14 protein-coding genes are annotated in these 14,546 nt (G+C 34.1%); 11 read left to right on the top strand and 3 right to left on the bottom strand.

What is annotated here, in order from left to right:
* The first annotated feature begins 13 nt into the window (after positions 1-13).
* The 11 genes from C1A06_RS05735 (at position 14) to trpA (ending at position 12,565) form a co-directional block, all read left to right on the top strand.
* Positions 14-1,360, top strand: a complete 1,347-nt coding sequence (locus tag C1A06_RS05735; protein WP_245872010.1) for an MltF family protein — start codon at positions 14-16, stop codon at positions 1,358-1,360.
* A gap of 17 nt (positions 1,361-1,377) precedes the next feature.
* Positions 1,378-2,013 carry a DUF3256 family protein gene (locus tag C1A06_RS05730; protein WP_101689284.1) on the top strand — a complete coding sequence of 212 codons (636 nt, stop codon included), beginning with the start codon at positions 1,378-1,380 and terminating at the stop codon, positions 2,011-2,013.
* Positions 2,014-2,200: 187 nt separating this feature from the next.
* Positions 2,201-4,615, top strand: a complete 2,415-nt coding sequence (locus C1A06_RS05725; protein WP_101689283.1) for a TonB-dependent receptor — start codon at positions 2,201-2,203, stop codon at positions 4,613-4,615.
* 217 nt (positions 4,616-4,832) lie between these two features.
* Positions 4,833-5,936, top strand: a complete 1,104-nt coding sequence (locus tag C1A06_RS05720; RefSeq protein ID WP_101689282.1) for a PepSY-associated TM helix domain-containing protein — start codon at positions 4,833-4,835, stop codon at positions 5,934-5,936.
* A gap of 232 nt (positions 5,937-6,168) precedes the next feature.
* Positions 6,169-7,362 carry a tryptophan synthase subunit beta gene (gene trpB / locus C1A06_RS05715; protein WP_101689281.1) on the top strand — a complete coding sequence of 398 codons (1,194 nt, stop codon included), beginning with the start codon at positions 6,169-6,171 and terminating at the stop codon, positions 7,360-7,362.
* Positions 7,363-7,368: 6 nt separating this feature from the next.
* Positions 7,369-8,775 (top strand): anthranilate synthase component I family protein, encoded by a 1,407-nt coding sequence (locus C1A06_RS05710; protein ID WP_101689280.1) that lies wholly within the window; start codon positions 7,369-7,371, stop codon positions 8,773-8,775.
* Between the two features lie 5 nt (positions 8,776-8,780).
* The gene (locus C1A06_RS05705; RefSeq protein WP_101689279.1) at positions 8,781-9,356 is read left to right on the top strand and encodes an anthranilate synthase component II; all 576 of its coding nucleotides are present in this window, start codon (positions 8,781-8,783) and stop codon (positions 9,354-9,356) included.
* A complete protein-coding gene (trpD, locus tag C1A06_RS05700) occupies positions 9,353-10,351 on the top strand; it encodes an anthranilate phosphoribosyltransferase (RefSeq protein ID WP_101689278.1) in 999 nt (332 codons plus the stop codon). Before C1A06_RS05705 ends, trpD begins: the two co-directional genes overlap by 4 nt.
* Before the next feature lie 12 nt (positions 10,352-10,363).
* Positions 10,364-11,164: an indole-3-glycerol phosphate synthase TrpC gene (gene trpC, locus C1A06_RS05695; RefSeq protein WP_101689277.1), complete on the top strand. Its 801-nt coding sequence runs from the start codon at positions 10,364-10,366 to the stop codon at positions 11,162-11,164.
* Positions 11,154-11,786, top strand: a complete 633-nt coding sequence (locus C1A06_RS05690; RefSeq protein ID WP_101689276.1) for a phosphoribosylanthranilate isomerase — start codon at positions 11,154-11,156, stop codon at positions 11,784-11,786. Before trpC ends, C1A06_RS05690 begins: the two co-directional genes overlap by 11 nt.
* Complete coding sequence (trpA, locus tag C1A06_RS05685; RefSeq protein ID WP_101689275.1) at positions 11,783-12,565, top strand: tryptophan synthase subunit alpha; 783 nt, start codon at positions 11,783-11,785, stop codon at positions 12,563-12,565. The genes C1A06_RS05690 and trpA overlap by 4 nt, the downstream gene beginning before the upstream one ends.
* 62 nt (positions 12,566-12,627) lie before the next feature.
* Here the strand turns inward: trpA and C1A06_RS05680 are convergent, their stop codons facing one another.
* The 3 genes from C1A06_RS05680 to C1A06_RS05670 form a co-directional block, all read right to left on the bottom strand.
* Positions 12,628-12,933 (bottom strand): hypothetical protein, encoded by a 306-nt coding sequence (locus tag C1A06_RS05680; protein WP_101689274.1) that lies wholly within the window; start codon positions 12,931-12,933, stop codon positions 12,628-12,630.
* A gap of 114 nt (positions 12,934-13,047) precedes the next feature.
* Positions 13,048-13,740 carry a Crp/Fnr family transcriptional regulator gene (locus C1A06_RS05675; protein WP_101689273.1) on the bottom strand — a complete coding sequence of 231 codons (693 nt, stop codon included), beginning with the start codon at positions 13,738-13,740 and terminating at the stop codon, positions 13,048-13,050.
* An 81-nt stretch (positions 13,741-13,821) separates the two neighbouring features.
* Complete coding sequence (locus C1A06_RS05670; RefSeq protein ID WP_101689272.1) at positions 13,822-14,502, bottom strand: Crp/Fnr family transcriptional regulator; 681 nt, start codon at positions 14,500-14,502, stop codon at positions 13,822-13,824.
* Positions 14,503-14,546: the final 44 nt, after the last annotated feature.

The following is a 14,546-nucleotide window of genomic DNA, read 5'->3' as shown; positions in this document are numbered from 1 at the left end:
TTTAGGGATACTTATGTTAACTCTTCTACTTTTGGTTTCGTGCAAGCCAAAAGTAGAAGTTCATGACCTAGAACAGATTCAACAAGAAGGTGTTCTTCGCATTATCACATTAAATACATCAACATCATATTTTATTTATAGAGAGGATACTCTTGGTTTCGATTACGAGATAGCTAAGAATTTTTCAGACTCACTAGGTGTCAAATTGGAAGTTATCGTAGCTGAAAATGAGCAGCGTATGAAAGAACTTCTACTAGAAGGAAAAGGCGATTTAATAGCATTTCCTATCAAAGTAGATATCAAACTAAAAGATTCGCTCAATTTTTGTGGACCACAATCTATTACACGCCAAGTATTGGTGCAACGCGCTGGAAAAGGAGATACAATTCTTCATGATCAATCACAATTAATAGGTAAAGAAGTTTACACCCTTCGTGATTCAAAATACAACGAACGACTTAACAATTTCAACGAAGAATTAGGTGGAGGAATCCACATTAAATATCTTGATCGGGATACACTTACTACCGAGGATCTTATTGAGATGGTATCTACTGGTGAGATTCAATATACCCTAGCTGACGAATATGTTGCAAAACTGAATCGTACGTATTATAACAATATTAATATTACTCTACCCATGAGCTTCGATCAACGCGTATCGTGGGCAGTACCTAAAAATGCTCCTAAGTTGGCTGAGACTTTAAGCAATTGGTCTGAGAGAAATAATAAATCACAAAATTTCAAGGCAATTAATAAACGATATTTCGAGCTGAGTAAACGACCATTGATTGATGCATTTGAATTACCTAAAGGCCTTCCTAAAGGTGCAATTTCACCTTATGATAGTCTTTTCAGAAAACATGCAGAAGGGACAAATTACGATTGGGCATTTTTAGCTGCGATGTCATATCACGAGTCTAGATTTATAAACAACAAGAAATCGTGGGCTGGTGCTGCAGGTATAATGGGCTTAATGCCTAGAACTGCTAAATCGTTGGGACTAAGCGAAGCTGACAGAATGAATCCAGATCTTAGTATAGGTGCAGCAGTCACACTACTAGATAGACTAGATGTTATTTTCAAAAAAGTTGAAGATCCACAAGAACGCCTAAAATTTATTTTGGCTGCATACAATGGTGGTGATGGGCACATACGTGACGCACAAAATTTAGCAGTCAAATATGGAGCAAATCAGTTTATTTGGAATGATAATGTCAGAAAATTTGTACTTTTGAAAAGGAATCCGACATATTTTAATGATCCAGTGTGTAAGAATGGATATTTCCGAGGAAACGAAACCGTTAAATATGTTGATAATGTTTTAAATACAGCCGAACGATTCCGCAAAGGGTTGTAATCTAATTTAAATATTAAATGAAAAGAATAACTATACTGACAATCTTACTTGTAATATTCTTACTTAACAGCTATGGACAAACTCTATCTGAAGTTGTTAAAAGTATGCCTGACAATATTATCTGGGGGTTAACTACTGAACAAAAAGAGGAAATACTTGCCCAAAATACTGATTCTATTGTAACAGTCACGGGGAACAGTTTATATAACAAGTATACGAGAAACAATATTAGTGATACCTTTATCTCAATACAAACCTCAGATGCAGGTAACGTCCAAATCAAATTATTACCATTAATAAATAATACAAATATTATTTGTGTAGTTAAGACTGTGTGTAAAGATTTTTGTGATAGCAATATTTCTTTTTACACACAAGATTGGACTGAAATTAAAGATAAAAGTTTATTTCCTACACCAGAGCTAAGTTGGTTCATTAAATCTAATATTGATAAACATAGTGATGAATATAAAAATGCAATCGCTGTAGTAGATATACTTCCTATAAAATTAAGTTTATCCCCAAATTCAAATTCTATTCAAATTGAACTAAATATTGAAAAATATTTAGATGAAAAGAACTACACAACACTTACAGCCTTTCTTCAAGACTCACCTAAAGAACTGAAATGGGATAAAACAAAATTTGAATAATATTTTCTCCAAATACATATCTTAAGTGTCTTCTATTTCGATAAAAGACACTTTTTTTATATTAAATTTAGGTATAAGTAACAATTTTAAGGTACCAATTCATCAATTTTAATCATTTTTTGTGATTGCAGATACCCTTCGGATTAAAGAGCTTTGCATCTGTTTAGAAAATATAAATTTTAAATAGATGAAATCAATAATTAGAAAATCCACATTACTTATACTAATAGCATTCTTTGCTATTATGTCTGCAAAATCACAATCAATCCAAGGTAAAGTATATGATGAGAATGGTATTACAATACCTGGCGCTGTGGTTTTACTAGAAGGCTATAACAGAAATCAATTAACTGACGAAGATGGTTCTTTTTTATTTCGAAAGCTTAGACCCCATAAATATACAGTAATAGCTCAGATCGTAGGTTATAAGCCGAAATCTGTAGAAGTTGATCTTTCTGACGAAGCTGACCATAAAATCGAAATTAAACTTGAATCGAATGTTGAGCTCAGAGAAGTAGAAGTTTTTGGAGAACGTTACAAACAGCCAGAAAAGCTAGATGCAATTACTCGTATGCCATTACGTCCAAGCGAGCAAATTCAGAGTATATCTGTCATATCAGAAGTTGTAATCGCCGAACAAGGAGCACTAACTGTAGCCAATGTTATACAGAATGTTCCTGGAGTTACTCTATTTGGCTCATACGGTGGTGTAAAAGAGAGTTTTACTAGTAGAGGATTTCGTGGAATTCCTGTATTAAAAAATGGAGTTAGGACTGACTCTCAATTCCAAACTGCATCTATCCTTACAGATATGCAAGGCGTAGAAAGTGTACAAATGATAAAGGGATCTGCTGCTATAACGCAAGGTGTAATAACTGATATTGGGAATGCTGGTGGAGTTATCAATGTGGTAACTAAAACGCCTAAATTCACCAATGCAGGAGAAGTTGGTTTCCGTGTCGGAAGTTGGGGACAAGTACGCCCTACGTTTGATGTACAATCTGTATTAGACAAGAATAGAACAATTGCCTTCCGAATTAATGGAGCCTATGAGCGTAACGATAATTATCGACCAATTGTAAATTCAGATAAAGTATATATTAATCCATCTTTGGAGTGGCGTCCTGATGATAAGACTACAGTTACTCTTGAAATGGATTATATGAATGATAATAGAGTTCCGGTCAATAGTGCTATTAATTTAGCAAATATGGATGTAGAAGCTCTTTACGAAATTCCTAGAAATAAATTCTTAGGAACTAGAGCAGATAATATAAATACCAAAACAATGACTTATGCGGCAAGAATTACTCGCTATCTGACTGATAATATCAGTGTACGTGCTGCATATTTCAAATCTTCTTACAAGTTTGATAATCTTAATACAAGCATTGGCAGCAAAGCTATTAATAATGATTGGGGTACCCGTGCCAGATCGTTAGGTCGTTCATACCGCGATGATGATAACTCAACATTTCAACTTGACTTAATTGGTAGAGACATTTATACCGGACCTATTAAACACACATTCCAAGTTGGTTTCGATTATAGAGTTGCTGATGCTACAAGCAGATCATATAATTCATTATCATTAGGCAATATAGACATCTTGAATGGTGAATGGTCTACCGAAGCTCCAAGTATAGAGGATATTAAAAAGTTTGTAACTTTAAAAGCTGAATCCAGAAGCAAATATTCTACATATGGAATAATGGCTCAGGAAGTTATGACTATAAACAAATATTTGAAAGCAATTTTGGGGATACGTTATAGTTCAATATCTGTAGAAAATGAAGAAGGAGGCAGAACTTTAAATGATGCATGGAATCCGATGGCAGGTATCATGATTACACCTATAAAAAACATTAATATCTTCGGTTCATATACTACAAGTACTAGTCTACGAAATGCAGCGGATATTCTAGAAGATAAAATAAGTAAAGCTGGAGCTGCAACAACCTCGCAATGGGAAGTAGGATTTAAATCTGAATGGTTAAATGAGAGACTCCGATTTAATTTCACTTACTTCAATATACTCACAGATAATTTGACCAATACAAAGTATGAAATTAATGATGAAGGTATCTTCGAAGAAACAATATATAAATATAAAGCCGGAAATATACGTAGGGATGGTATAGAAGTTGAATTAAATGGACGTATACTTGATAATTTACAAGTAATGATCGGCTATGCGTACCTAAATGCTAGATATAAAGATAGTCCTTCGTATGTAAATGGTTCGGCTCCAATGAATGCAGCAAAACATACCGCAAATGCTTGGGTACAATACAAAGTTGACAAATCTTTCTTAAAAGGACTTTCTCTTGGATTAGGGGCATACTACGTAGGAAAACGCCCAGTAAATGAATATAGTACTAAATATGATGGACATGGAACTCCAGTGAATACTAAACCATTCGATATGCCATCATATATCACAGTAAATGCTCAGCTTGGTTATACATATGGAAAAGTAACAGCACGTGTGTTCTTCAATAATATATTCGACGAAATTGGCTACAATTCATATTATCGCGGAGGGTATATCAATCAAATTGATCCTCGAAATTTTGCGGGAGTAGTTACATATAGTTTCTAACAATAAGTTATTATTTAACTTGTATAAAATAGTTATATCTAGCGATTGTATATAAATATTTTTAATATGATTTTTGTACTGAAATAAGTGCTATGAATATCTTTATATATTATTCAAGCGCTAGATTTAATTCATGGTAATACCGCTTTCCGATGTCTTTCGATTATAAGGCATCGGAAAGCTTTTGTAAACGATAACAATAACTCTCTCAACAGCAATGAAATTTAAAAAAGCAAATAAGAAAGTACATAAATGGCTGTCTATACCATTAGGAGCTATTTTACTCATAATCTGCCTAACTGGAGCTATTTTAGTCTTCCAAAAAGAAATCCTTGAGATTTCTAATCCTGAATGGTATAATGTAAAGGAGGTTAAAAGCAAAGCTATTCCGCTAGATCAGCTGATACCTATGGTAAATAGACAATTAATCGACAATAGAGTAGCAAATGTCGAGATTAATAAAAATCCTGCCAAAACTTACAAGATGGGGCTTGAAGAAGGCTTCAGAGCATCCGTTTTTGTAGATCAATATACCGGCCAAATTACAGGAGAATATTCAGTACGTGAACACCCTTTCTTCACTGTTATGTCCCTGCATCGATGGCTATTGGACGGTAGCCATACTTGGGGTAAACAAATTGTAGGATGGAGTACATTACTATTTATCTTGATAGTGATAACTGGTTTGTGCTATCATTCAAAGAAGAAAAAGGAGAACTACATCATCCACTTCAAGAATGGAACGCAACGGATGATGATGGGAATGCATAATACATTAGGAACTTACGCCTCAATAGTACTAATAATATTAGCATTAACTGGATTGATGTGGTCTTTCGAATGGTATAGAAATAGCATATTCTATATATTTGGGGATCGTCAACAAACAGAAGAAAGCCATGGCAAAGGTGGTGGTAGAGGAAAAGGTAAGAACAAAAAAGAAGAGAATACAATTAATTATCAAAGCTGGCAAGCTATTTCTGATAATATCTTAAACCAAGAATTAAAATATGACTATATCAGAATCAGCGATGGATCTGTATCTGCACACCCTGACAACACATATCGTACCAGAGTACAAGATAAGATCGATTTCAATAAAGAATCAGGAGCGATAGAAAAAATATCATATTTCAAAGATCAGGACGTTAAATCCAAAGTTTGGGCTTGGACATATTCCCTCCACGTAGGTGATTATTGGGGTATTTGGTCTAAAATTCTAACTTTTATATGCTGTCTTATAGGAACATCGCTACCTATCACCGGATACTATCTGACCATAAAGAGATGGATGAAAAAGAACAGAAAAGTTAGAAAATAACTGCGAAAGGTTTGATTATTTAATAATTTTAATACCTTTGTCAAAACGAAAAATAAGAAAATGAAGTTTAATCGAGTAAATACAGCATGGTGGTGGCACTCTCAATTATCAAAAATTGTGGGTCAAATCGGTGTGTATTAACTATAGAATAAATATAAATGAATACAAAGCCTGTCGGAGAACTCACGACAGGCTTTTTTTATTGCAAAAAATAACGAAAACATATAACAAAATGAAAAAATTTACGGTTGACGAAAACGGATTTTATGGGGAATTCGGCGGTGCATATATTCCCGAGGTTCTGTATAATAATGTTGAAACACTTAAGAAAACCTATCTAGAAGTTATTAATGATCCATCTTTTCAAAAAGAATTTGATGATCTTTTAAGAAATTATGTAGGACGTCCGACCCCACTCTATTTGGCTAAAAGATTATCAGAACAATATGGGTGTAAAGTTTATCTGAAACGTGAAGATTTGAACCACACAGGAGCCCATAAAATTAATAATACAATAGGTCAAATCCTTATTGCTCGCCGTATGGGTAAAACTCGTATTATAGCCGAAACTGGTGCAGGACAACATGGCGTAGCGACTGCAACCGTATGTGCCTTGATGAATATGGAATGTATTGTTTATATGGGAGCAACAGATGTTGAACGACAAAAGTTGAATGTCGAAAAGATGCAAATGTTGGGAGCAAAAGTTGTTGCTGTAACCAGTGGAAATATGACTTTAAAAGATGCGACAAACGAAGCTATCAGAGACTGGTGTTCGAACCCCAAAGATACATTTTATATAATCGGATCAGCAATAGGGCCACACCCTTATCCTGATATGGTAGCTCGCTTACAATCTGTTATTAGCGAAGAAATACGTAAACAATTAAAAGAGCAAGAAGGAGATGAAAATCCGGATTATTTGATTGCTTGTGTAGGTGGTGGAAGTAATGCAGTTGGAACAATATATCACTATTTGGATGAAGAAAATGTAAAAATAATTCTTGCTGAAGCTGGTGGTAAGGGTGTAAACTCGGGTATGTCAGCAGCTACGATCCATCTAGGTCGTTTAGGAATAATTCATGGATGTAAAACGTTATTGATGCAAAGTGAGGATGGGCAGATTGAAGAGCCTTATTCTATTTCGGCAGGACTGGACTATCCGGGTATTGGTCCTCTACATGCGCATCTAGCTCAAATAGGTCGATCGGAAGTATTGGCTATCAATGATGATGAAGCTATGGATGCTGCATTCGAATTAACCAGATTAGAAGGGATTATCCCTGCAATCGAATCAGCACACGCATTGGCTGTATTAGGGAAAAAACAATTCAAAAAAGAAGATGTAGTTGTATTATGCCTTTCAGGACGTGGAGATAAAGACATGGACACATTCATAAGCTACAATACTCAAAAGAATAAATAATCCTCTATGAGAACTAAGATATCAGTACAAACAAAAAAACTGCTTGCAGATATGCAAACTCCGGTGAGTTTGTATCTAAAAATAAGGGATGAATATGCAGAATCTGCTTTATTGGAAAGTTCAGATTATCATTCATCCGATAATAGTTATTCATTTATTGGTGTTGATCCAATAGCGTACATTAAAGTTGAAAAAGGAATCGTTTCGAAAAAATATCCTTCAGGAAATATTACTGAGGATAAACTTTCAGAGCATAATGAGTTAACAGAAGTGTTTCAATCATTTATTAATGACTTTGATGTTTTAGGTAATAATCAGACCTATTTTAATGGCTTCTTAGGTTATACCTCTTTCGATTCAATATATCATTTCGAAGATATTGTCCCGGATCAAACTAAACAAAGTAAGAAAGCTGTTCCCGAGTTTTATTATATCCTATATCGATTCACGGTAGTTATAAACCATATGACAAATGAATTGACTATAGTAGAGAATATACCGGAAGGAGAAGCATCGAAGATGCATGAACTAGAAAACACATTGTCCAATAATAATATTGCAATGTATCATTTTGAATCACTTGGCGAAGAACAGTCAAATATAACAGACGAAGAACATATCGAAATGATTCATAAAGGGATTAATCACTGTAAACGTGGTGATGTATTTCAAATTGTGCTATCGCGTCGCTTTTCGCAGAGGTTTAAAGGAGATGAATTTAATGTTTACAGAGCATTACGATCGATCAATCCATCGCCTTATTTATTTTATTTCGATTTCGGAGCATTCCGTGTATTTGGATCATCACCGGAAACACATTGTCGAGTAAACAAACAAAGAGCATACATTGACCCTATTGCCGGTACATATTTCCGTACTGGGAATGATGAAAAAGACATAGAATTGGCTGAAAAGCTTCTTCAAGATGAAAAAGAAAATGCTGAGCATGTCATGTTGGTCGATTTAGCAAGAAACGATCTTAGCCGAAATTGCCATAACGTAAAAGTAGACTTCTATAAAAATATTCAATTCTATTCGCACGTTACGCATCTGGTATCACGAGTTAGCGGTACAGTAGATGACAATGTTAGCAGTATTAAACTCTTTGCTGATACATTCCCTGCCGGAACACTATCTGGTGCGCCGAAGGTAAGAGCTATGGAATTGATACGAGATATTGAGCCCAAGCAGCGAGGTGTTTACGGTGGTTGTATTGGATATATTGGCTTCAATGGAGACCTGAACCAAGCTATAACTATTCGTACATTTTTGAGCAAAGGTAATACTCTATATTATCAAGCTGGAGGAGGAATTGTCTCAAAATCAGATCCCGAAACAGAAGTTATGGAAGTAAAAAAGAAATTAGGAGCTCTGAAACAAGCTATCAATTTTGCTAACTCTTTGAAAAATTAATCATCATGAAAATATTAATTTTCGACAACTACGATTCGTTTACATACAACCTTGTTCATCTAGTTAAATCACTAGGATATACGGAAGTTGAGGTTATAAGAAATAATAAGATTAGTCTAGAAGAAGTTGAAATATATGACAAGATTATATTGTCTCCAGGACCAGGCATACCTAGTGAAGCAGGATTATTACTGCCTATAATTGAAAAATATGCACATAAGAAATCTATTTTAGGAGTTTGTCTAGGACATCAAGCAATTGGAGAAGCCTTCGGAGCAACTCTGACGAACCTGGAAGATGTTTACCATGGTATTGCAACCAAAATAACACTATGTAATGAAGATTATATCTTCGATAGTCTAGATCAGAAACTTGAAGTTGGACGATACCATTCATGGGTAGTCTCTGACAAAAACTTACCAGAGTGTTTATCAGTAACAGCAACCGATGCAAACGGCTTAATAATGGCATTGAAACATAATGAGTATGATGTACATGGTGTTCAGTTTCATCCCGAATCTATACTAACACCACAAGGCAGTACGATTATCGAAAATTTTCTAAAGAGTAATATCAAATGAAAAAAATATTAACTAAACTCTTCCAACATCAAGTCTTATCTCGTGCGGAAGCTAAAGATATAATGATACGTATTGCTGCGAATGAGTTTAATCAAGCAGAAATATCAGCATTCATCAGTGTATTTCTCATGAGAAGTATCAATGTCGATGAATTTCTAGGGTTTACTGACGCACTTCATGAATTATGCGTAGATATGCGAGAACTTCAGGCATACGATCCAATAGATATCGTCGGTACGGGAGGTGATAATAAAAATACATTTAATATATCTACGCTATCTTGTTTTGTTGTAGCTGCTGCAGGATATAAGGTCGCAAAGCACGGTAATTATGGATCTAGTTCGGTTAGTGGAGCTTCGAATGTTATGGAAAATCATGGAGTTAAGTTCACTAACGAAATTGATAGACTGAAAAGGTCGTTAGAGGAATCGAACATTGCTTATTTGCATGCTCCCCTTTTCAATGATGCATTGAAAGTAGTTGCTCCTATCCGAAAAAGCTTGGGTATACGCACATTCTTCAATATGCTAGGTCCTGTTTGTAATCCTATTCGCTCGAAGAAAAGTGTACTCGGTGTTTTCAATCTCAAAATGGCACGTATGTATCATTACACTTATCAGCAAACTGACGTAGACTATTCTATCGTACATAATATTGACGGTTATGACGAGATTTCGCTGACAGATAACTTCAAAGTAATAAGCAGATCAGGTGAAAAAATATACACGCCAGAAGAGTTTAACTTTAAAAGATATAATCAATCTGAGTTATTCGGTGGAGATACTCCTGAGGAAGCTGCAATTATATTTAGAAATGTAATTGAGAATCGAGCAACAGAAGCTCAGAAAAATGTAGTCATGGCCAATTCTGCTGTAGCGATCAATACGATTTGCCCTAATAAGACAATCAATGAATGTATTTTCGAAGCCGAAGAAGTTATAAGCAGCGGCAAACTAAAACACACATTCAATAAATTCTTAGTAATTAATTCTTGATAAGATATTTTAATGGAAACAATTCTTGATAAAATAATAACACAAAAGCGGCTAGAAGTCGAAATACAAAAAAAGGAAATGCCTATTGCTACAATGATTCGCATTTTAGCTGATTCGCACCCATTACCCAAATCAAAAGTATTTAGTAAAGCAATAGCTAATTCATCAACGGGAATTATAGCTGAATTTAAACGTAAATCTCCATCTCGTGACTGGATTCACCAAGATGCTAAAATAGAAGATATAATCCCTTATTACTCGCTGAAAGGGGCTAGCGCCATTTCAGTACTTACCGATGAAAAGTTTTTCGGCGGTAAATTAGATGACTTGAGATCAGCTCGCAATTTGACAGATACTCCCCTACTACGCAAAGATTTTATTATTGATGAGTACCAGATATATCAAGCTGCTTTCTACGGAGCGAATGCAATTCTTTTGATTGCGGCATCCCTAACTCTGGATGAAACTAAATCATTTGCCAAAACAGCTAAAGATTTAGGTTTGGATGTTTTACTCGAAATTCATAACGAGCAAGAACTCGATTATATTAGAGACAATATAGATGTTGTAGGTATAAATAATAGGAATTTGAAGACCTTCGTTACTGATATACAAGTATCATATGATTTAGGTAATAAAATTCCCGATACTTATATAAAGATTTCTGAAAGCGGTATCTCTGATCCTCAGACAGTAAAAGATTTACGTCAAGCTGGCTTCAAAGGCTTCTTGATGGGAGAGAATTTTATGAAGACCAAAGATCCGGCCAAAGCTTTGGGCGAATTTATAAAAGAACTAGAAAATGAAGGTTAAAGTATGTGGTATGAGGAATATTGATAACATTGCAGAACTGTGCAATTTATCAATAGACTATATTGGAATGATTTTTTATTCTAAATCGCCAAGATATGTAGAGACTATACCCTCAATTAATATTCAGCTACTAAAAGATATTACAACATCAGCAAATGTACAACGCATCGGAGTGTTCGTAAACGAAGATATTCAGTATGTATTGGACAAGGCGAAAGAATATCAGCTAGATTATGCGCAACTTCATGGAAATGAAAACCCCGAATATTGTAATGAAATACGAGAAGAAATACCGGTTATAAAAGCTTTTAGTATTTCCAGTTCCAATGATTTTATCAATATTGAACAATACTCCGATTGCTGTGAATACTTTTTATTTGATACCAAGACTGAAAGCTATGGCGGATCGGGTAAGAAGTTCGATTGGTCTATGTTGGATAAATATACTGGAATAATCCCATTCTTCCTTAGCGGAGGAATCTCTTTAACAGATGTAGAACGCATAAAAGCTATGACACATCCTCTATTATATGGAATCGATGTAAACAGTCGCTTTGAAAAAGAACCCGGCATAAAAGACATTGAATTATTGACCCAATTTTTAAACAAATTAAAATCATGAACAGAATAAATCAATTATTTATATCAAAACCCAATAACATATTATCAATTTACTTTACAGCGGGTTTTCCTCAATTGCATGATACATGTACAATTATCAAAGAATTAGTTGCAAACGGAATTGACCTTATTGAAATTGGCATACCATTTTCTGATCCGATGGCTGATGGTCCAACTATTCAAGAAAGTGGCACGATAGCATTGAATAATGGGATGACATTGCGTATTTTATTCGATCAACTACAGGATATTCGCAAAGAAGTTTCAATACCTCTTATTCTGATGGGATATCTAAATCCAATTTTACAATTCGGATTCGATAATTTCTGTAAAAAATGTAGTGATGCTGGCATTGATGGGATGATTATCCCTGATCTCCCATTTAATGATTATATAAAAGAATATAAACCGATTGCCGACAAATATAATCTGAAGATAATAATGCTCATTACTCCTGATACTTCAGAAGAGCGTATCCGAACTATTGATGATAATACAGACGGATTTATATATATGGTTTCATCTACAGCTACTACTGGAGCTCAAAACAGCTTCGATGATCAGAAACAGGCTTACTTCCAAAGAATAAATAAAATGAATCTTCGGAATCCACGTCTCATAGGTTTTGGCATTTCCAACAAGTCAACATTGGAATCGGCACAACAAAATGCTAATGGAGCTATCATAGGTAGTAAATTTATTACGCTTCTGAAGGAAAGTTCCAATATAAAAGATGCTATCCTAAATCTGAAAGAAGCACTCTCTAAAAAATTCTCATAAAGAAAAAGCTACAAGTTCTAAACTTGTAGCTTTTATCCTTTTGTCTGATATTTACAGCGAGCTTACATTAAGCTTATATTTTCTTTAATTCTTATTTTTTCAATTTCTTGCTGCGTTTTAGCATCAGTTTTTACTTTGTCACTCTCATTTTTTGCTTTAGCTTTTTCGATGTCTTTTTCAGCTTTTTTTCGAATTTTCTCAATATCCTTTTCTAGTTTTTTATCAAGATTAGCTTTTTGTTTTTCGCCTTTTGCTTTTACACCCTCTATCTTAGCTGCAGTTTTTTCACTTATAATGACATCTTGCGCATTGATGCTAGAAATTGATATTACTAAAAATATAGAAGTTAAAATTAAAATCTTTTTCATTGTGTTTATGTTTCGTTGATTAATAACCTTATTATCGTGTGCAAATATACTTAAAAAATAAGAACTTACTCAAAATAGAAAATAAACTATCAATGATACAGATTTCATAAACCTTTATAGTAATGATTTCTTCAATTGGGGTATATCTAAAAGATGAACTACTTTTCCCTTCATAGAAATTAGTCCTTCTTTTATCATTTTATTAATTTCTTTAGTTAGTGCAGGTCGTGTAACACACAGATAACCGGCTAATTGAACCTGATTATGTTCAATTTCAATAACATCGTTACCCTCTGACTTTTGTTCGAAAAGATAAGCGATAAAACGACTTCTGACATTCTTGTATGACAAAGCTCGTAAACGCAAGACAGTGCATTTATTACAATTACCAGATACAGATAAAAAGCTTTTCAGCAGGTCTGGGTTCTCACTTATCAGTTTAAAAACAGAATCTTTTGTTGCTGTAAATAGTACTCCATCTTCAATAACTGTAAACGTGGCAGGTAATGTAGTGTCCTTTTTGAATAAATGTGGTGTTGCATAAGCCCTTGGAGCAACGATATACTCAATAAAAACATCATTACCTAGAGCATCAATTATATCTACTTCAAGCTGTCCTTCAAGCAAAACAAAAAGATGTCGACACTCTGAATCTTGTTTAGCAACAATATCTCCTTTTTTGATATCGTAGACAGTATAATCTAATTTATCCAATAGTGTCTTTTTTATATTTAACGCAATATCTTTAAATAATGCTGTTTCATATAATAGTTGTTTATGCTGTTCTGTCAGTAAAATTTGCTCCATAATAGGGTTATAACTATTCTAAAATGATATACAAAAGTAGAGATTTATTATAAAATAAACTAATTGTTAAATGACGTAATATTAATCAAGATCAGATAGTCTATTTCTATCAACGATAGTTATTTTACGACCTTCGATCAGAATCATACCTTCTTCTTCCAATTCGGATAGAGAACGACTTAAAGCTTGCCTTGCAACTGCAAATTTATCAGCTAACTCTTGCTTAGTCAAAAGCAGAGTCACGGTTTTATTTCCCCCTTGTCTTTCTTCTTCTTGTAATAGATATTCAGCTAATTTACCTCTTATTGTTTTCAATGATAATGAGTGAATCTTCGTGCTCAAAAATCTATTTATGTCCGAAACTATGCGTATAAAGTTATGCAAAAGTTTCTCATTTTGATGCATCGCTCTTAGAAAGTTATTCTTATGCATAAAGAATACACTAGTTTCGGCATCAGGTATAACATTAACAGGAAATACATTATCAGTAGCGAACAACATCGCCGGAGCAATTATTCGTCCTGAGTCAATTTTATCTATCTGAATATATTTGCCAGATTCAGAAACCATCCGAGCTATAAGTTTTCCTTCGAGAACTAGCATCAGATGGTTCACTTTATCTCCGGCTAGTGCAAATACATCATTTTTTGTGTATTGCTCTATTTTATAATCATTATTGTTCAGAAACAGCTCTATATCTGAATAATCTATATTTGAAAATAGAACAGACCGAGATAGTATATTAACTAAATTATCTTTCATAATCTTCAAATATACGAAAGATATAAGAATTAATTAATTCGAAT

It is taken from the genome of Dysgonomonas massiliensis (assembly GCF_900240225.1).
Taxonomy (GTDB): Bacteria; Bacteroidota; Bacteroidia; order Bacteroidales; family Dysgonomonadaceae; genus Dysgonomonas; species Dysgonomonas massiliensis.
This window is presented reverse-complemented; position numbering and strand designations above follow the sequence as displayed.